Annotated in this window: 18 protein-coding genes; all 18 read left to right on the top strand. The window is 43.5% G+C overall.

Annotation, left to right across the window (positions count from 1 at the left end):
- Nucleotides 1-270 precede the first annotated feature (270 nt).
- Nucleotides 271-678, top strand: coding sequence for a nucleoside-diphosphate kinase (ndk, locus tag HKX40_RS05655; protein WP_171588599.1), 408 nt, complete (start codon nucleotides 271-273; stop codon nucleotides 676-678).
- Between the two features lie 14 nt (nucleotides 679-692).
- Nucleotides 693-1,835, top strand: a complete 1,143-nt coding sequence (rlmN, locus tag HKX40_RS05650; RefSeq protein ID WP_171588598.1) for a dual-specificity RNA methyltransferase RlmN — start codon at nucleotides 693-695, stop codon at nucleotides 1,833-1,835.
- Nucleotides 1,832-2,338: a helix-turn-helix domain-containing protein gene (locus HKX40_RS05645; protein ID WP_171588597.1), complete on the top strand. Its 507-nt coding sequence runs from the start codon at nucleotides 1,832-1,834 to the stop codon at nucleotides 2,336-2,338. The genes rlmN and HKX40_RS05645 overlap by 4 nt, the downstream gene beginning before the upstream one ends.
- Complete coding sequence (ispG, locus tag HKX40_RS05640) at nucleotides 2,331-3,605, top strand: flavodoxin-dependent (E)-4-hydroxy-3-methylbut-2-enyl-diphosphate synthase (RefSeq protein WP_171588596.1); 1,275 nt, start codon at nucleotides 2,331-2,333, stop codon at nucleotides 3,603-3,605. The genes HKX40_RS05645 and ispG overlap by 8 nt, the downstream gene beginning before the upstream one ends.
- A gap of 90 nt (nucleotides 3,606-3,695) precedes the next feature.
- On the top strand, nucleotides 3,696-4,985 hold the full coding sequence (hisS, locus tag HKX40_RS05635) for a histidine--tRNA ligase (protein ID WP_171588595.1): 1,290 nt from the start codon (nucleotides 3,696-3,698) through the stop codon (nucleotides 4,983-4,985).
- Between the two features lie 6 nt (nucleotides 4,986-4,991).
- Nucleotides 4,992-5,639, top strand: coding sequence for a YfgM family protein (locus HKX40_RS05630; protein ID WP_171588594.1), 648 nt, complete (start codon nucleotides 4,992-4,994; stop codon nucleotides 5,637-5,639).
- Nucleotides 5,639-6,796, top strand: a complete 1,158-nt coding sequence (gene bamB / locus HKX40_RS05625; protein ID WP_171588593.1) for an outer membrane protein assembly factor BamB — start codon at nucleotides 5,639-5,641, stop codon at nucleotides 6,794-6,796. The genes HKX40_RS05630 and bamB overlap by 1 nt, the downstream gene beginning before the upstream one ends.
- Nucleotides 6,793-8,256: a ribosome biogenesis GTPase Der gene (gene der / locus HKX40_RS05620; protein ID WP_171588592.1), complete on the top strand. Its 1,464-nt coding sequence runs from the start codon at nucleotides 6,793-6,795 to the stop codon at nucleotides 8,254-8,256. Before bamB ends, der begins: the two co-directional genes overlap by 4 nt.
- Nucleotides 8,257-9,342: a histidinol-phosphate transaminase gene (gene hisC / locus HKX40_RS05615; protein WP_171588591.1), complete on the top strand. Its 1,086-nt coding sequence runs from the start codon at nucleotides 8,257-8,259 to the stop codon at nucleotides 9,340-9,342.
- A gap of 82 nt (nucleotides 9,343-9,424) precedes the next feature.
- Nucleotides 9,425-9,667: an RNA chaperone Hfq gene (gene hfq, locus HKX40_RS05610; RefSeq protein ID WP_171588590.1), complete on the top strand. Its 243-nt coding sequence runs from the start codon at nucleotides 9,425-9,427 to the stop codon at nucleotides 9,665-9,667.
- Nucleotides 9,668-9,792: 125 nt separating this feature from the next.
- A complete protein-coding gene (gene hflX / locus HKX40_RS05605; protein WP_171588589.1) occupies nucleotides 9,793-10,896 on the top strand; it encodes a GTPase HflX in 1,104 nt (367 codons plus the stop codon).
- Nucleotides 10,874-12,307: an FtsH protease activity modulator HflK gene (gene hflK / locus HKX40_RS05600; protein ID WP_171588588.1), complete on the top strand. Its 1,434-nt coding sequence runs from the start codon at nucleotides 10,874-10,876 to the stop codon at nucleotides 12,305-12,307. The genes hflX and hflK overlap by 23 nt, the downstream gene beginning before the upstream one ends.
- Before the next feature lie 13 nt (nucleotides 12,308-12,320).
- Nucleotides 12,321-13,196, top strand: a complete 876-nt coding sequence (hflC, locus tag HKX40_RS05595; RefSeq protein WP_171588587.1) for a protease modulator HflC — start codon at nucleotides 12,321-12,323, stop codon at nucleotides 13,194-13,196.
- 99 nt (nucleotides 13,197-13,295) lie between these two features.
- Complete coding sequence (locus HKX40_RS05590) at nucleotides 13,296-14,462, top strand: ATP phosphoribosyltransferase regulatory subunit (protein WP_171588586.1); 1,167 nt, start codon at nucleotides 13,296-13,298, stop codon at nucleotides 14,460-14,462.
- 21 nt (nucleotides 14,463-14,483) lie between these two features.
- Nucleotides 14,484-15,782 (top strand): adenylosuccinate synthase, encoded by a 1,299-nt coding sequence (locus tag HKX40_RS05585; protein WP_171588585.1) that lies wholly within the window; start codon nucleotides 14,484-14,486, stop codon nucleotides 15,780-15,782.
- Nucleotides 15,782-16,333, top strand: coding sequence for a phosphoribosyltransferase (locus HKX40_RS05580; RefSeq protein ID WP_171588584.1), 552 nt, complete (start codon nucleotides 15,782-15,784; stop codon nucleotides 16,331-16,333). The genes HKX40_RS05585 and HKX40_RS05580 overlap by 1 nt, the downstream gene beginning before the upstream one ends.
- Nucleotides 16,334-16,688: 355 nt before the next feature.
- Nucleotides 16,689-16,901, top strand: a complete 213-nt coding sequence (gene rpsU / locus HKX40_RS05575) for a 30S ribosomal protein S21 (RefSeq protein WP_159990714.1) — start codon at nucleotides 16,689-16,691, stop codon at nucleotides 16,899-16,901.
- A 6-nt stretch (nucleotides 16,902-16,907) separates the two neighbouring features.
- Nucleotides 16,908-18,794, top strand: coding sequence for a DNA primase (dnaG, locus tag HKX40_RS05570; protein WP_171588583.1), 1,887 nt, complete (start codon nucleotides 16,908-16,910; stop codon nucleotides 18,792-18,794).
- Nucleotides 18,795-18,852: the final 58 nt, after the last annotated feature.

The following is an 18,852-nucleotide window of genomic DNA, read 5'->3' as shown; positions in this document are numbered from 1 at the left end:
GCACACTACACGGTATTGGAGGAAGCATTCTGTATGCAAAGGTGTTATTTTAAAGGATTTCTCTGTCTGTGACATTGTGAACTCGTAAAAAATTAGATAAATGGTGAAGTTTTACGGTACGGTCTGATAAATGGTGAAGTTTTACAGTGCAATTAGATAAATCAGTACTTGTATGATAAAATGCGTGATTAACTTGGATAAGTGTGCGTTTATGTGTGCTTATTCAAAAATTAAAACTTAACCATTTATATTTCACAGGAGCTTTTTTAAATGGCTATCGAACGTACTTTATCTATCATTAAACCAGATGCAGTTGCCAAGAATGTTATCGGTCAAATTCTTACTCGCTTTGAAAATGCTGGTTTAAAAATCGTTAATGCTCGCTTACAACAATTAACTCGTGCAGAAGCTGAAGGTTTCTATGCTGTACATAAAGAGCGTCCCTTCTTTAATGACTTGGTAGAGTTCATGATTTCTGGCCCAGTATTTATCCAAGTACTAGAGGGTGAAAATGCGATTGCCAAAAATCGTGAATTGATGGGTGCAACTGATCCCAAGAAAGCGGCTCCCGGTACTATCCGTGCTGATTTTGCAGAAAGCATTGATGCCAACGCTGTGCATGGTTCTGATGCACCAGAAACAGCGGCTGTTGAAATCGCTTATTTCTTTGGCAAATAATTAATCTTTACAGAATGATAGAACGCCTTAATTTATTAGGCTTAGGTAATGATGCCCTCGTGCAGCAAGTTGCTGCTTGGGGGCATAAGCCTTTTCGAGCAAAACAGTTGTCGCGATGGGTGCATCAGCGTGGTGTGAGTGATTTTGGTCAGATGACAGATTTGGCCAAGGATTTTCGTGCCGAACTAGAGCAACACTGTACTGTCGCTACCCCAGAGGTAATTACCTGCAAGGTTTCTGCCGATGGTACACGTAAGTGGTTGTTTGATGTCGGTAATCACAACGCGATTGAAACCGTCTTTATCCCAGAAGACGATAGGGGTACTTTGTGTATTTCTAGTCAGGCTGGTTGCACAGTAGCATGTCGCTTTTGCTCTACAGGTCACCAAGGGTTTAATCGTAATTTAACAACGGCTGAGATTATTGGTCAGCTTTGGCACGCTCGTGCTGATATTTTGGCAGACAAGGGTGCGGCTCGTCTTAATGCTGAGTTAGGCGAGGGTGATCGTATCATCAGTAATGTGGTGATGATGGGCATGGGAGAGCCTTTGTTAAATTATGATCAGGTTGTGCCAGCATTGAAACTCATGTTAGATGACAATGCTTATGGTTTGTCACGTCGTCGTGTGACGGTATCAACTTCTGGTGTTGTGCCGATGATGGATAGGCTAGCTAAAGATTGTCCTGTTGCCTTGGCGGTGTCTTTGCATGCACCTAATGATGATTTGCGTAGCCGTTTGATTCCTCTCAATAAAAAATATCCTCTTGCTGAACTCATTGCCGCCTGTAATCGCTATTTGGAGTTTGCTCCTCGCGATTTCATTACCTTTGAGTATATTATGCTAGAAGATGTTAATGATACCGATAAACACGCGCTTGAATTGATTGAGATTACCAAGCAAGTACGTTGTAAGATTAACCTGATTCCTTTTAATCCATTCCCAGAGTCTGGATTAAAGCGCTCCACTTCTGCTCGTGTGAAGCAATTTGCACAGATTTTGTTAGATGCAGGGGTGATGACAACTGTACGTAAAACGCGTGGTGATGATATTGATGCTGCCTGCGGACAGCTAGCAGGCGAGGTCAAAGACCGCACCAAGATTAGTGCCCGTATGCAAATGCAGAAAACCATTCCTATCAAGGAGATGACACTATGAGCTTAGAGACGCCCGACTTAACCAAAGCATCATTAACTCCTCCTGATGCTGATACTATCGGAGGGTATTTGCAGGCAGCACGTTTACAGCAGAATATGACTTTGCAGCAGGTGAGTGATGCAACTAAATACCATGTGGCACAGTTGGCTGCGGTAGAAGAGCATAAGTGGGATAAAGTGCCTCCAGGATTTGTATTGCGTAGCATTGTGAAGAAATTTGCAGTGGCTGTACAAGCAGACCCTGAGGTTGCGTTAGAGAAACTTGCTAAAGCTACAGGAAATGTGGTTCCTGCGACTAATAAAAACTTAAAATCCAGCATGAATCACCATGTTAATGAGCAATTAAATGAGCGAATTTCTTCTGGTGCTGGTGGTACATGGCTGTGGATTTTATTAATCATAGTTGTGCTGGTTGTAGTGGGGTATATCGCTTTCTCTCAAGGCATGTTTAGTCTTGATGATATTGCATTCGTCAAAAAATGGTTTGGTAATAGTGATGTCTGATTCTGTAAGTATCTGCACAACGCCTTATCCTGTGGGACCTAATACACGTCATCAAACACGGGGTGTCGTGGTTTCATGGGGCAATAAAAAAGTACAAGTAGGTGGTGGTGCACCTGTTGTTGTACAGTCCATGACGAATACTGATACGGCTGACCCTATTGCGACTGCGATTCAAGTCAAGGAGTTGGCGTTAGCAGGTTCAGAGCTGGTACGTATTACAGTTAATACTCCTGAGGCAGCAGCAGCAGTGCCTGCGATTCGAGAGCAACTTGATAAGATGGGGGTTGATGTCCCTTTGGTGGGCGATTTTCATTACAACGGGCATAAGTTATTAACGACTTATGCTGAATGTGCTCAGGCTTTATCAAAATACCGTATCAACCCTGGCAATATGGGCGGGGGCAAGAAGCGTGAAGATAATTTTGCTCAGATGATTGAAGTTGCTGCCAAATATGATAAAGCTGTTCGTATTGGAGTCAACTGGGGAAGTCTAGATCAAGATTTGATGGCTCGTATGATGGATGAAAACAATGCCCGTAGCCAACCTTGGGAAGCACAAGCGGTCATGCGTGAGGCATTGGTAGTTTCAGCAATTACCAATGCACAACGAGCAGAGTCGCTAGGATTACCAGGAGACAAGATTGTCCTCTCTTGTAAGGTTAGCCACGTTCAAGATTTAATTTCTGTTTATCGTAACCTCTCTAGTCGATGCGATTATCCGCTGCATCTTGGTTTGACAGAAGCAGGAATGGGAAGCAAGGGGATTGTGGCATCGACAGCCGCATTGTCTGTCTTATTGCAAGAGGGTATTGGTGATACGATTCGTATCTCTTTGACCCCAGAGCCTGGTGGAGATCGTCGTAAAGAGGTGATTGTTGCCCAGGAAATTTTGCAGACTATGGGTTTGCGTGCTTTTACGCCTTTGGTAGTTTCTTGTCCAGGATGTGGTCGCACTAGTAGTACGTTTTTCCAAGAGTTGGCGGACAGTATTCAAAACTTTTTACGTGAACAGATGCCTATTTGGCGTCTACAATATCCTGGTGTAGAAACAATGAATGTGGCGGTGATGGGCTGTGTGGTCAATGGTCCAGGAGAAAGTCGTCATGCCGATATTGGTATTAGTCTGCCTGGTACAGGTGAAGTGCCTTCTGCTCCTGTGTTTATTGATGGGGAGCGGACAGTGACCCTAAAAGGCGATACGATTGCACAAGAGTTTCAGAAAATTGTTTTGGATTATGTGCAACGGCGCTATGGAAAAAATGGCTAAGATAAGGATAAATAGGACATATCGCTTATTTTAAATATAAAATAATTGATGAGATGCGGTGCATGGTGTATCCGCAAGATATAGTAAGAAATGAGTACGAAATTTGAAAAAGTAACTGCCATCCGCGGCATGAATGATATTTTACCTGGCGAGAGCTGGCAGTGGGAGCGTTTAGAGTCTATTTTGCGAACCTGGTTGGCACAGTATGGCTACCTTAATATGCGAACCCCAATTTTGGAGCAGACTCGTTTGTTTGCTCGCGGTATTGGCGAGGTGACAGATATTGTTGAGAAGGAAATGTATACCTTCCGTATGTCTGAAGATGCAGAGCAACTTACGATGCGTCCAGAGTTTACCGCTGGGGTTGTACGAGCAGCGATTGAGCATAATATCACCTATGACCGTCCACAGCGTGTTTATTCTATGGGACAGGTATTTCGTCATGAGCGTCCTCAGAAAGGACGTTATCGTCAATTCCATCAAGTGTCTATTGAGGCTTTAGGCTTTGCAGGTCCAGATATTGATGCAGAACAAATCATTATGTTGTCACGTCTATGGAAATTGCTCGGTCTTAAGGATATTCATTTAGAGCTTAACTCCCTAGGTCAAGTTGAAGAACGTAAGGCACACCGAGAGGCTTTGATTAAGCACCTAGAGGCTCATATTGATGTGCTGGATGAGGATGGTAAGCGTCGTATGTATACCAACCCTCTACGTGTGTTGGACACCAAGAATCCTGCCATGCAAGAGATGGCTAATAATGCACCTAAATTATTTGATTTTCTTGGTGAGGAGTCTAAAGCACATTTTCAAGAAATTTGTACGCGCTTGGAGCAAGCAGGTATTCCTTATACGATTAACCCTCGTTTAGTGCGTGGTTTAGACTACTATAACTTAACGGTATTTGAATGGGTGACTGGCAGCCTTGGGGCTCAGGCAACTGTTTGCGGTGGCGGCCGTTATGATGGATTATTTACTTTGCTTGGAGGCAAACCTACACCAGCAGTAGGCTTTGCGATTGGATTGGAACGCTTATTAGCTTTGATGGAGCAAGCAGAATCTGTTTCTGCTCCTAGCGAAGCAGATATTTACGTTATTCATCAAGGAGATGAGGCTGCTCGTCGTGCGGTACAGATTGCTGAGCTTTGCCGCGATCAGGGATGGCGTGTTATTGTTCATGCAGGTAGTGCATCGTTTAAGTCTCAGTTTAAACGAGCAGACATTAGTGGAGCACAGGTAGCATTAATTCTCGGAGAGGCAGAAGTAAAAGAGGGAACTATTAGTCTTAAGCCCTTGCGTCTCGCAGATAATGGTATGATGTTAGAACAAGTGACTGTAAGCCAAGATGCGGTGGTTGCTGAATTACAAAAAAGGATTTAATACGCTATGGCATTTGATTTAGAAGAACAGGAAAAAATCGATCAGGTGAAAGCCTGGTGGGATAAGTTCGGTGGTTGGGTAACAGGTATCCTGACTGTGGTGTTGCTTGCCTATGTGGGCTATTATGGTTGGGGTATGTATCAAAACTATCAATCTGGTCAAGCCTTGGCTTATTATGATACGGTAAACACTGCGGTACACAATGCTCGTCCAGATGCAAATGATAAGACCCGTATTCAGGAGGCGTTGGCAGCTTTACAAAAGGACTACAAAGGGACAGCTTATCCAGCTCGTGCCAGTTTGTTGGCGTCTAGGTACTTTGTCGAACATGGCGACTTGGCAGCCGCTCAGCAAGCTGCACAATGGGTAGTGAGCGAAAGCAAAGAAATTGAGATGGTGCCTGTGGCACAATTACAGTTAGCAACTATTTTGATGAATCAAGCCAAGTATGATGAGGCTTTAGCACAATTAGGTAACCCACCTGCTAGCTTTAAGGCGTTGTTCTTGGATCGCCAAGGCGATATTTTCTTGGAAAAAGGGGATAAAGCGGCGGCATTAAAAGCATGGAAAGAAGCATTGGACGAAAAAGGTCTTGATGCAAACTTTGTGCGTCTGGTAGAAATGAAAATCACTGTCTTAGGAGGGGAGCAATAATGAAAGCTCAAACATTAAAACGCTTTGCATTGACTGTGGGAGCAGTCTTGTCTTTGTCTGCTTGCGGTATGTTTAGTAATGATAGTCGTTATGAGCCTGTAGACTTGACAGAGTATACAGCGACAGTGCAACCAGGGGTTATATGGTCAAGTGCTATCGGTAGTGGTTCAGGCTATGGCTTTGCTCCTGCATTGTCGGCAAACTCCGTATTTGCTGCTACTCCTGATGGTAGTGTTGTGCGTCTTAATGCTGCTACAGGTGCCACAGAATGGCGTGTTAAATTAGACAAAGAATTGGCTGGCGGTGTTGGTGTTGGCGAGGGCTTGGTTGCAGTAACCACACGTGATGGGTTTGTTATTGTATTAGATGAAGCCAATGGCCAAAAACGTTGGGAAAGCCGCACTTCTACTATTGCACGTACCCCTCCTGTGGTGGGCAATGGTGTAGTTATTGTTCGTGCCGATGATTTCCGTGTTCAAGCATATAAAGTTGCTGATGGTTCTTTGAGTTGGAGTTATGTACGCACTAACCCTGATTTGTCACTTAAGACAAATACACGTATGTTGTTGGTGGATGCGCAGACTGTGTTAGTGGCAGTGCCTACTGGTCGTCTTGTGGCAATCAATACATCCAATGGTAGAGTGATGCAAGAGATGTTCTCCGCAGTGGCTAAAGGTCCTATGGATTTGGACAGTGTGACCGATGTCGTTGGTCAGCCAGTGGTGTACGGTAATGATATTTGCTTTGCTAGCTATCAGGGTAACGTGGTGTGCTACCAAATCACTCACCAAGGTTTGGTGCGTCGCTGGAGTCAACCATTCTCTACTTCAGTGGGGGTAGATGGTACTGCTAATGCAGTTATTGGTGCTGCGATTGATGGTACAGTAGAGGTATTTGCTCGCCAAGACGGTAGTGTTGTTTGGAAAGATCAGACATTGAAAAATCGTGGATTGACGAATCCTGTCGTCTTTAATAATCACGTAGTCGTTGCAGACTATGAGGGTTATGCTCATTTTTATGATTTCAATACAGGTAAGCTAGAGGGGCGTGTTTCCCTAGGAGATAGTGATCCAGTAGTATCTCCGTTATTAGTGACTTCTGTAGGTGTGATTGCCCAAACTGGTGATGGCAAGTTAGTTTTATTTGGTGTTAAGTGAAGAAAACGCAGTTTAAACCCGTTGTCGCATTGGTAGGCCGCCCTAATGTAGGTAAGTCTACGTTGTTTAATCGTCTAACACGCTCTCGTAATGCGTTGGTAGCAGATTATTCTGGGCTGACTCGTGACCGTCACTATGGTGAGGGGCGTGTTGGCTCATATCCATTTCTAGTGATTGATACAGGTGGTTTTGAACCTGTGGTGAAATCTGGGATTCTCAAAGAAATGGCACGTCAGACAGAGCAAGCTATTGCTGAGTCGGATGTGGTGATTTTCTTGGTTGATGCGAGAGCTGGGGTTAATGCTCATGATCATGAAATCGCCAATATGCTACGCCGTGCTGGGCCTAAAATTATTCTTGCTGTAAACAAGGCAGAGGGGATGAACCATGTCCAAGCGACTGCTGACTTTCATGAGTTAGGTCTGGGTGTGCCAGTACCTATTTCTTCTGCCCATGGAGATGGTGTAGTTGCTATGATTGAAAATGCACTGTCTTCATTGGTCAATCCTGTGGTCGAGGAAGAGAATCTCCCTCCTGAGGTGGATGAAACTCAACTTGAGGCTGAATTGGCTGGCTCAGAAGACAGAGCAGAGGTAGAAGAGGGGGCAGAAGAGACCCAGTCGCAGTCTACCAGTCAAGAGCCAGAGTTTACAGATCATCGCATTAAGTTAGCCATTGTTGGTCGTCCTAATGTAGGGAAATCAACGCTGATTAATACGCTTTTGGGTGAGCAACGCGTGATTGCTTTTGATATGCCAGGCACAACCCGCGACGCTATTGAGATTGAGTTTGAGCAGGGTGACAAGAAATACACGATTATCGATACGGCTGGTCTGCGTAAACGTGGTAAGGTATTTGAGTCCATTGAGAAATTCTCAGTGATTAAGACGCTACAGGCGATTGAAGCCTGTAATGTTGTGGTGCTTGTATTAGATGCAAAAAGTGAAATTTCAGAGCAAGACGCCCATATTGCTGGTTTTATTTTAGAAAGTGGTAGAGCATTGGTGGTCGCCATTAATAAATGGGATGACTTAGATCAAGACAAACGCGATTGGATTACGCGAGAATTTGAACGTAAGATGCGTTTTCTTTCGTTTGCAAAGTTGCACTATATCTCCGCACTCAAGGGGCATGGAGTCAAGGCTTTATTAAAATCCGTGAATGAAGCACATGCAGCAGCTTTCCGTAAACTCTCCACCCCTAAATTAACTCGTGAATTACGTGCAGCGGTTGAACAACAACCTCCTCCACGCAAAGGGATTTTCCGTCCTAAGATGCGTTATGCTCATCAGGGTGGACAAAATCCTCCGTTGGTGATTATTCATGGTAATGCATTGGATGCGATTAGCGAGTCTTACAAACGCTATTTGGAGTCGCGTTTCCGTAAAGCATTTAAGTTGGATGGTACACCGATGCGTATTGAATTTAAATCTTCTACTAATCCTTATAAAGATGCCTAAATGAATCAGTTTTGGAGTGATATTGTCGGGGAATTAGAGCCTTATGTCCCAGGCGAACAACCTAAAGAAGGCTTGTTTATTAAACTCAATAGTAACGAGTCACCTTATGATCCTTCGCCTAAAGTAGTAGAGGCAATGGAGAAGGCTGTTCATGGTCATCTTGCACTGTATCCTGAAGCTGATGCAACACCAGTGCGTGAAGCGGTGGCAAAATACTACAACATTGCAGCTAATCAGGTATTTGTGGGTAATGGCTCTGATGAAGTATTAGCACATGTCTTTCATGGTTTATTCTGTCATAAGGGCAAGAAGATATTATTCCCAAATATTACCTATAGTTTTTACCTGGTTTATGCAAAGTTATATGGGATAGCATATCAGGAAGTACCGTTAGCAGCGGATTTTACATTGGATTTAGCACCTTATCTTGCTGCTTCTAGTGCCGAGGTAAGTGCTATTATTTTTGCGAATCCCAATGCACCTACAGGTATTGCACTGGGTTTGCCACAGATTGAACAATTATTGCAAGCTCAGCCAGATATTCTTGTTGTGGTTGATGAGGCGTATGTGGATTTTGGAGCAGATACGGCAGTAAAACTTATTCATCAATACCCTAATTTAATGGTGATTCAGACCTTGTCAAAATCACGTTCGCTGGCAGGTGTGCGCGTGGGGTTGGGTTTTGCTCAAGCTGAGGTCTTAGAAGCCTTGATTCGTGTTAAAAATAGTTTTAACTCCTATCCTATTGATCGTGTGGCGCAGGCGGCTGCCGTAGCGGCTTTTGAAGATGATGCTTATTTCAAAAAAACACGCCAAATGATTATTGATTCACGTGAATATTTGGTCAAACATGTCCGTGAGTTAGGGTTTGAGGTATTGCCATCTAGCACAAATTTTATTTTTATGCGTCATCCCCAGCTTGATGCTGCTCAAATAGCAGCCAGTCTGCGAGAACGCAAGTTATTGGTGCGACATTTTAAACGCACAGGAATAGAGCAATTTTTGCGAGTAACTATTGGAACACAGGAGAGTTGCGAGATTTTAGCTCGTGCTTTGTCTGAAATTGTTTCCAAGGATGTTGCTTAATGCAATTAAAAGGTTGAACTTTTTGTTTAAAAAGTGTAGTCTTATTACTTGTCTTTACAATTACAATATGGAGCTTTTATCAATGAGTACTAAAGGACAGTCATTACAAGATCCTTTCTTAAATGCCTTACGCAAGGAACATGTGCCTGTTTCTATTTATTTAGTCAACGGCATCAAATTACAGGGTCAAATTGAATCATTTGATCAATACGTTGTATTGCTACGCAATACCGTTACTCAAATGGTTTATAAACATGCTATTTCTACTGTGGTGCCTGCACGTGCGGTGAACTTCCCATTGGAAGCACCTTCAGAAGAAGAATAGTTTTGTATTTCACTTTAATCAAAATGCCTACTCACCGTGAGGTGGGCGGGCATTTTGTTTGTGTAAAATAAATTCGTGGTATCGATGCAATTAACGTGATGGCAACATGACGGATTGCTGGAAATATGAAAGCGATTATTATTAGTGTAAATTTTGGGGATTTGGATTATCCAGCACATGCCCAAGAGTTTGAAATGCTTGCTAAAGGTGCTGGAGCAGAGATTCTAGCAACTGTTGTCGCCAAGCGTGACCGACCAGACGCAAAATTTTTTATTGGCTCAGGCAAGGTAGATGAAGTGGCGTTGTTGATTCAGACGCTACAACCTGAGGTGATTCTTTTTGACCAAGCTTTAAGTCCAGCACAACAGCGTAATTTAGAACGTGTTTTCAATCTACGTGTTGTGGATAGGGTGACGTTGATTCTGGATATTTTTGCCTTGCGTGCTAAAAGCCATGAGGGTAAGTTGCAGGTTGAGCTAGCTCAGCTACAGCATTTAGTCACACGATTGACACGGCTATGGACTCACTTGGAGCGTCAACGAGGAGGTATTGGTTTGCGTGGTCCAGGTGAGTCTCAGCTAGAGATGGATAAGCGAATGATTGGCGATAAGGTCAAGGTGTTGAAAGAGCGTCTTGCCAAGGTGGAAAAACAACGTGCTACACAGCGCCGTTCGCGCGAGCGTTCACGCAACTTATCGGTTTCTTTGGTGGGTTATACGAATGCAGGCAAGTCAACTTTGTTCAATTCTTTAACGCGTGCAGGAGCCTATGCAGCAGACCAGTTGTTTGCTACCTTGGATACAACTACTCGTCGTATTTGGATTGAGGGGGCTGGGCAGGTCACTATCTCTGATACGGTAGGATTTATCCGTGACTTACCTACCACGTTGATTGCCGCATTTAAGGCGACCTTAGAGGAGACCGTCCATGCTGATTTATTGCTACATGTGATTGATGCCTCTAGCTCGCAGCGTGATGAACAAATCATTGAAGTAAATAAAGTGTTGCAAGAGATTGGAGCGCAAGACATCCCTACCATTCTCGTTTACAATAAGATTGATTTATTGGGTAATGAACCCAAAGTAGAACAAGACGAAACAGGTCGCATTGTACGTGTTTTCGTGAGTGCACAGGAGCGTGCTGGTTTAGATGGTCTACGCGAAGCGATAGCGCAGGCTAAAACACATATTTTAGGAAGTACTAACGTTGAGACTTACGAAGATTTTTAATTTAAATGACCCAGGTTGGGGTCGAGGCAATCCATCGGGTTCTGGTCAGTCAGAGCAAAATAATCGTCCTTCACAGGGTTTACAAGACCCTTCTGCTCGTCCTCAAGACTCTTCATCGCCCCCTAAAGGAGAGGGTTTACGTCCTCCTCAAGGGGATAATCCTCCTGATTTGGATCGTGTATTTGAGGATTTTGCTAAGCGCCTGAAATCTGTATTTGGAGATGGTTCTGGTGGGGGAAACCGCCGTCCGCCCAACAATAACAATGGTCGTTCGCCTAAGCGTCCTGTCGTACCCTCGCCCAAACTTTTCCGACTTGGTGTAATTGCTGCTGTGGTTATCGGTGCTGGAGTATGGGCGAGTAGTGGGTTTTATATTGTCCGTGAAGGGCAGGTTGGTGTGGTCACTCAGTTTGGTAAGTATTACCGTACAGTTGGGCCGGGTTTTCAATGGCATATCCCATCACCTATTCAGTCAGTGCAAACGGTAGATGTATCGCGTGTGCGTTCATTCTCTGTCGGTTATCGAGATAATGCACGCAATAAGGTGTTGCCAGAGTCACTCATGCTTACAGAGGATGAAAATATTGTTGATGTGCAATTCGATGTGCAATATCGTTTAAAAGCAGGGATGCCTACCGAGCCGACTCAGCGCTCGGCTGCTGCAGATTACCTCTTTGAAACTGTCTCTCCTGATGAGGCGGTGCGCCAAGCAGCAGAGACAGCTATGCGTGAGGTGGTGGGTAAGCAATCTATGAACAAGATTCTCTACGAGAGCCGTACGCAAGCTGCGATTGATGTTCGTCAGTTAATGCAAAATATTCTTGATCGTTATCACACGGGTATTGAAGTGATTACTGTGGCTATTCAAAACGTACAGCCTCCAGAGCAAGTACAGGCAGCTTTTGAAGATGCTATCAAGGCAGGGCAAGACAATGAACGTCAGAAAAACGAGGGTAACGCTTATGCTAGTAAGGTAGTGCCAGAGGCGAGAGGTCATGCTTCACGACTTATTCAGGATGCCGAGGGTTATAAGGCAGCTGTTGTGGGTCAAGCACAGGGTGAGGCAGACCGCTTCTTGAGTGTTGAAAAAGCCTATGCTCAGGCACCTGCTATCACACGTGAGCGTATGTATATATCCACTATGGAAGAGCTTTACAGCGCCTCTTCTAAAGTGTTGTTAGATACTAAGAGTGGTAATAATATGATTTATCTTCCTATTGATAAAATCATTGGCTCTCAATCCAAGGCGGTTGCTGCTCCTGTTGCTACTGAAAGTGCAGGAAATGCGACAGCAACTACTGCTCCTAAGAGTGCAAGTAGTATGGCATATAGAGAAGTAGCTCCTTCCTATGGTCCTAGTGAGCTTACACGTGACCGTAATGCTTTTAGTCGTATGCGTCCAGCAGAATAAGAGGGAGTAAACTATGAATAGTCGTTTAACAGGTATTGTTGTCGTATTGGCGATTTTGGCATGGGTGGCTTCTTCTATGCTTTTTGTAGTAGGGGAGCGTAACTATGCTTTGGTGTTTAAATTGGGAGAATGGCAACGCACTATTAGTGAGCCAGGATTGTACTTTAAATTACCATCTCCTCTTGAAAATGTGGTGTTGTTAGATAAACGCATCCAGACAATTGAATCAGGTGATACGGAGCGTATCCAAACATCAGAGAAAAAGAATCTGATTATTGATTCGTATATCAAGTGGCGTATCCAAGATCCTCGTGAGTTTTATATTTCCTTTGGATCTGATGTCAAGGCTGCACAAAATCGTCTTAATGCACAAATTCGAGATGCCTTGAATGCCTCTGTGAATACACGTACTGTGCGTGCTGTAGTATCGCAAGAGCGTGATATTGTTATGTCAGAAATTCTTCAAAATGTTGAAGCACGTGCAAAACCGTTGGGTATTCAGGTGGTGGATGTTCGTCTCAAACGTATTGAGTTCTCGCAAGAGGTGTCTGATTCTGTTTACACCCGTATGCAGGCAGAACGTAAGCAAGAAGCCAACAGCCTACGTGCCAATGGTGCAGCAGAGAGTGAAACTATTCGTGCCGATGCGGATCGTCGTGTGCAGGAGATTCTTGCAGCAGCCAATGCTAAAGCACAAGCTATTCGCGGTGAGGGGGATGCACAAGCCGCCAAAATTTATGCAGATGCTTATAGCAAAGATCCTGATTTTTATAGCTTTTATAAGAGTATGAACGCTTATAAAAATGTCTTTTCTTCTAAAGAAGACTTGCTTGTTGTTGACCCTAATTCAGAATTTTTCAAATATTTTAAACAGCCAGCAACGAATTAATCACTAACAGACATTTTTTGCTATAATGTCTTGTAAGTTAAGAAATGCAGACGGTCTACTTGCTTACGCAATTAGACCGTTTTTTATTTTTGGTTTAGCATGAGTACTCAGAATTGGTTATTACCGGATTATTTGTCCGATATTTTGCCAGCCGAAGCAAGACGTATAGAGGAATTGCGTCGTCGCTTGCTTGATTTATATCGTACCTATGGTTTTGAGATGGTGACTCCTCCGCTAGTGGAGTACACGGATTCATTATTGGCAGGGCAGCGCGACACGTTGTATTTGCAAACTTGTAAATTAGTTGATCAGATTTCCGGGCGCTCTCTTGGGGTGCGTGCCGATATGACACCTCAGATTACCCGTATCGATGCTCATCTATTAAATCGTGAGGGTGTGACTCGCCTTTGTTATTGTGGTACGGTGTTGCATGCACGTCCAGCAGGGTTGCTGGCGGAGCGTGAGTTAATGCAAATTGGTGCTGAGATTTACGGTTATGCTGGGGTTGAGGCAGATTATCAGATTATTCAGTTGGCACTAGAGAGCTTATCTGTTGCTGGCGTGCATAGTCCTCGTGTGGACTTGAATCATCCTGGTATTACGGCAGCGTTAATCGACGCTTATCCTGCGTTTGCTGCCGAAGCTGAGACGATTTATACCTATCTCAAAGACAAAGATGAGGCATCACTGGCTATTCTGTTGGATCACTATCCAGAGGTGCCAGCCCAACTTAAAGCAGGTCTATTGGCCTTGCCTCGGCTTTATGGTGGGGTTGAAGTGCTTGACCGTGCAAGTGCTTTATTACCAGCGTTGCCAGGCGTTCAACAAGGTTTAGATTCTTTACGTGCCATTATCCAATCCCTTGATGCCAGTGTTGTCAGCATCGACCTCGCTGATGTGACAGGTTATGCCTATCACTCTGGGGTAATTTTTGCCTTATATGCAGATGGTTGGCATGAGGCTTTGGTACGAGGTGGTCGCTATGACAATGTAGGAGCGGTATTTGGCCGTGCCCGTGCAGCGACAGGCTTTAGTTTAGATTTGCGTAAATTGGCAGCTGGTTTGCCCCCAGCACAACCTAGTAAAGCAATTCGTGCTCCTTGGGGGCAAGATAAATCGCTGTTGAATCGTATCAAAGCATTGCGCAACGAGGGACACATTGTTGTTCAGGAGTTTCCCAACAGTCAATTTTCTGTTGATGAGTTTAGTTTCAAACAAGAGCTTGTCGAGAAAAATGGTGAGTGGGTGTTGAGAGATATTTTTTAATCTTTTATAAAGCGAAGTACTATGAGTAAAAACGTTGTAGTTATCGGTACCCAATGGGGTGACGAAGGTAAAGGTAAAATCGTTGACTGGCTAGCTGAAACTGTCCACGGTGTGGTGCGTTTTCAGGGTGGTCACAACGCAGGTCACACTCTATGGATTAATGGTCAAAAAACCATTCTACGTTTGATTCCTTCAGGTATTATGCACAAGCATACCACTTGTTATATTGGTAATGGTGTGGTGCTTTCTCCTGAGGCTTTATTAAAAGAAATTGCTGAATTGGAGGCAGCTGGTATTGAGGTGCGTAGTCGTCTACGTATTTCTGAGGCAGCAACCCTAATTCTGCCTTATCATATCGCTATTGACCAAGCTCGTGAAGCCGCCAAGGGTGATGCCAAGATTGGTACAACAGGTCGTGGTATTGGTCCTGCCTATGAAGATAAGGTGGCTCGCCGTGCTATTCGTGTTCAAGATATGTTCCAAGAAGATGTGCTTGATGCCAAACTTAAAGAGGTCTTGGATTATCACAATTTTGTATTGGCAAACTATCTTAAAGCACCTACTATTTCTTATGATGAAGTGCGTACACAGATTAAAGAATGGGCAGCACAAATTAAACCTATGGTTGCCGACGTAGCCCGAGAGCTTTATCAAGTCCAAAAAGAGGGTAAATCGCTTTTATTTGAAGGCGCACAAGGTGCTTTATTAGATATTGATCATGGTACTTATCCGTTTGTGACAAGTAGTAATTGTGTAGCGGGACAGGCGGCAGCAGGTGCTGGTGTGGGACCTTCATCTTTACATTATATTTTGGGTATTACTAAAGCCTATACAACACGTGTTGGTTCTGGTCCGTTTCCTAGCGAATTATTAAACGATATTGGTGCTCATATTGCCAAGGTAGGTATGGAGTTTGGATCAGTAACAGGTCGTCCACGCCGTTGCGGTTGGTTTGATGCCGCAGCCCTTAAACGCTCTGCAATGATTAGCGGTCTTAGTGGCCTATGCGTGACAAAGTTAGACGTATTAGATGGTCTCAAAGAAGTCGGTATTTGTGTGGGCTATAAACTCGACGGTAAGGCGATTGATGTATTGCCTTATGGTGCGGCGGATTGTGCAAGAGTAGAGCCAGTGATTGAGATGCTTCCAGGCTGGACAGAAAGCACTAAAGGTTTGACAAAATACGAAGAGTTGCCTGAAAATGCTCGTAAGTTCTTGGCACGCATGCAGGAAATTTGTGAAGTGCCTATTGCTATGGTGTCAACCGGTCCTGATCGTAATGAAACTATTATGTTAAATAACCCTTTAAAAGGTGAATAATGAGTCTACCTCCAAATACTGATACGGATGTATGGGTCAGTTGGTCTGACTACAATCGTCTTATTGAGCGTCTTGCATTGATTGTGCATCAATCTGGCTGGAAATTCGATCAAATCGTATGTCTTGCCCGTGGTGGTGTGCGAGTAGGGGATGTATTATCTCGTATTTTTGATGTGCCATTAGGTATTTTAGCGACCAGCTCTTATCGTGAAGCAGCTGGTACTGTTCAAGGTCAGTTGGACATTGCTAAGTTTATTACTATCACACGAGGTACTTTGTCTGGGCGTGTATTGCTAGTCGATGATATGGTGGATACAGGCTTAACCTTTAGCAAAGTTTATGACCATTTACTAGCCCAGTTTCCGCAAATTGAAGAAATGCGTACGGCGGTGTTGTGGCGTAAAGGTCACTCCAAGGTAGAGCCTAATTACTTTGTTGAAAAGCTCCCTACTAATCCTTGGATTCATCAACCCTTTGAGGATTATGATAGTTTACGACCTCACCAATTAGAAGCGTGGATTCGTAAAGGTGTCCAAAATAGTGATGAATAAACCATGATAGCGGTGGTTAACCGTTGTGATGGTGGTTAACCGTTGTGATGGTGGTTAACCGTTGTGATGGTGGTTAACCGTTGTGATGGTGGTTAACCGTGTATTATACCTTTGTAAAGACTTTTGTATTTTACAAAGGTATGTTTTTATGCTAAAATAGTCGTTTAGTCTATTTTTATTTTAAAGGCAGGTGATTTTTCTTTTAGTAGGCTAAAAACATCGGTTAATTTTTATAGGGCATTGATTTTTGTGTGAATTGGATTATGCACACATGATGCCAGTTATTGTGTTTAAGTTTATTGTCGAGTAGGTTTATTATTTAGCTTACTCTTTTATTTTAAAAGGAATTTATAGAATGCCAAGCGTTCGTCTAAAAGAAAATGAGCCATTTGAGGCTGCTTTACGTCGTTTTAAACGTACTATTGAAAAAACAGGTTTGTTAACTGATTTACGTGCTCGTGAATTCTACGAAAAACCAACAACAGAGCGTAAACGTAAACATGCTGCTGCGGTTAAACGTCACTACAAACGTATCCGTAGCCAACAATTACCTCCACGCTTGTACTAATTTTTTATGATTCCTGAATCTTTTATTCAGGACGTGCTTAACCGCGTCAATGTTGAAGACGTGGTTGGGCAGTATGTACAGCTCAAGAAAAGTGGGACAAACCTGTTTGGGCTTTGTCCCTTTCACAACGAAAAAACTCCTTCCTTTTCTGTAAGTCCCCAAAAACAATTTTTTCATTGCTTTAGTTGTGGCCAAAGTGGTACTGCTATTGATTTTTTGATGAAGCACCTAGGGATGACGTTCCCTGAAGCAGTGAAAACTTTAGCAAGTCGAGTAGGCTTACAAGTACCCGAAAGACAGCGCTCTGCACAAGAAGTCGCTTATGAAAAAGCGCAAAAGACTAAAAGTGATGCATTGCATGAGTGTTTGGAGCGTGCACAGCATTTTTACCAAAAGCAATTACGTAATGCTCCAGTGGCGATTGACTATCTTAAAAGTCGTGGGCTTGACGGTAAGACTGCTTTGAAGTTTGGGCTGGGGTGGACAGGCTATGAGCGACAAGCGTTAAAGCAAGTTTTTGAGAATTATGATGACCCTAACTTGGTAGATGCAGGGCTTGTCATAGAGAGCGAAGATTTGCGTAAGTATGACCGCTTTCGTGAACGTATTACCTTTCCTATCTACAATGCTCGTGGCAAAATAATTGGCTTTGGTGGGCGTATTATTGGTAGTGGCCACCCTAAGTATTTAAACTCTCCTGAAACAGCCATTTTCCATAAGGGCTCTGAACTCTACGGTCTTTTTGAAAATCGTACAGGTATTCATAGAGAGGGCTTTGTACTTGTGGTTGAAGGCTATATGGATGTGGTCGGTTTAGCCCAGTTGGGTCTTGAGAATGCAGTAGCAACACTAGGTACAGCAACGTCCTCAGAGCATATTACTAAGCTCATGCGGATTACCCATAAAATTGTTTTTAGTTTTGATGGGGACTTGGCTGGTCGCAGGGCAGCATGGAAAGCATTGAATATTTGTTTGCCTTTACTACGTGATGATGTGTCTATGCGATTTTTGTTTTTGCCAGAGGAGCATGACCCAGATACCTATGTACGCGAGTTTGGACAAGATGCTTTTCGAGAACAAGTCCAGCAGTCTTTGCCTTTATCGACTTTTTTGATTGAAGAGCTTAAAGAAAACTATGCATTGCAAGAAGCAGAGGGAAGAGCGGCTTGTCTACATGAAATCCGTGCTATGTTGGTACAGATTCCGACCAACACGATGATACGCTTGCAAATCGAAAAAGATATTGCCAAGCTATTATCGTTAACTCACGAAGAGCTAAAACAGAATCTAGCTAATTTTATTGAAAGCCAACAACATTCACAAGAAGCTCGTCATAGTATTGCTACTAGAGGGGCTGTACTATCAGTGCCTACTGCTCATAGGGTGAGCAAGGCTCCTGTGGTTGAAAAGACTGTTGTGCGTCCTAACAAACCGTGGTTTTCTCAACGAAATCAGGCACTAGCAGCAACACGTGTAGTAGATCCATTGGCGGTTAAAATTATTCGTTTGCTGATTAATCACCCTGATGTCTTAAGTAGTGTTACGGAAAGACAGCTTGAAATGTTGAATAAACACCCCCATTATGAACTTGTAGCTCAGTTTTTGGCAATATGTATGGCCAAGGGTACGGCCGTGCTAGGGTTAATACAGCCTTATCTTGCTGAAAACGAGGAAGTTCAACGAGTTGTCATGTCAGTAGAAAAGGATTCTTTGCATGATGAAGAGTTGTCAAACCCCCAAGCAGAATGGCTGGGGATGATGAATAAAGTAGAAATCGAGCTATTAAAACAAGCGATGAAAGAATTGTCAGAGAGTCCTCGTGATGAGGCCAGTGACCAGCGTTATCGTCAGTTGTATATGCGCTTAAAAAATCTTATGAAAGCAAACAATTAGTGTTGTGAAAGATGTATAATAGCAGATTGCCCTTTATTTTTAAGTAAGAAACATCAAT

Origin of the sequence: Pelistega europaea, from assembly GCF_013133775.1 — a bacterium.
GTDB lineage: Bacteria > Pseudomonadota > Gammaproteobacteria > Burkholderiales > Burkholderiaceae_B > Taylorella > Taylorella europaea.
Note: the sequence above shows the minus strand (reverse complement) of the source record. Positions and strands in the feature narration are given on the sequence as shown.

Bases quoted from the DNA above. Each gene is read 5' to 3' on its own strand.
- ndk (WP_171588599.1), top strand. From the start codon at position 271: ATGGCTATCGAACGTACTTTATCTATCATTAAACCAGATGCAGTTGCC.
- rlmN (WP_171588598.1), top strand. From the start codon at position 693: ATGATAGAACGCCTTAATTTATTAGGCTTAGGTAATGATGCCCTCGTG.
- HKX40_RS05645 (WP_171588597.1), top strand. From the start codon at position 1,832: ATGAGCTTAGAGACGCCCGACTTAACCAAAGCATCATTAACTCCTCCT.
- ispG (WP_171588596.1), top strand. From the start codon at position 2,331: ATGTCTGATTCTGTAAGTATCTGCACAACGCCTTATCCTGTGGGACCT.
- hisS (WP_171588595.1), top strand. From the start codon at position 3,696: ATGAGTACGAAATTTGAAAAAGTAACTGCCATCCGCGGCATGAATGAT.
- HKX40_RS05630 (WP_171588594.1), top strand. From the start codon at position 4,992: ATGGCATTTGATTTAGAAGAACAGGAAAAAATCGATCAGGTGAAAGCC.
- bamB (WP_171588593.1), top strand. From the start codon at position 5,639: ATGAAAGCTCAAACATTAAAACGCTTTGCATTGACTGTGGGAGCAGTC.
- hisC (WP_171588591.1), top strand. From the start codon at position 8,257: ATGAATCAGTTTTGGAGTGATATTGTCGGGGAATTAGAGCCTTATGTC.
- hfq (WP_171588590.1), top strand. From the start codon at position 9,425: ATGAGTACTAAAGGACAGTCATTACAAGATCCTTTCTTAAATGCCTTA.
- hflX (WP_171588589.1), top strand. From the start codon at position 9,793: ATGAAAGCGATTATTATTAGTGTAAATTTTGGGGATTTGGATTATCCA.
- hflC (WP_171588587.1), top strand. From the start codon at position 12,321: ATGAATAGTCGTTTAACAGGTATTGTTGTCGTATTGGCGATTTTGGCA.
- HKX40_RS05590 (WP_171588586.1), top strand. From the start codon at position 13,296: ATGAGTACTCAGAATTGGTTATTACCGGATTATTTGTCCGATATTTTG.
- HKX40_RS05585 (WP_171588585.1), top strand. From the start codon at position 14,484: ATGAGTAAAAACGTTGTAGTTATCGGTACCCAATGGGGTGACGAAGGT.
- HKX40_RS05580 (WP_171588584.1), top strand. From the start codon at position 15,782: ATGAGTCTACCTCCAAATACTGATACGGATGTATGGGTCAGTTGGTCT.
- rpsU (WP_159990714.1), top strand. From the start codon at position 16,689: ATGCCAAGCGTTCGTCTAAAAGAAAATGAGCCATTTGAGGCTGCTTTA.
- dnaG (WP_171588583.1), top strand. From the start codon at position 16,908: ATGATTCCTGAATCTTTTATTCAGGACGTGCTTAACCGCGTCAATGTT.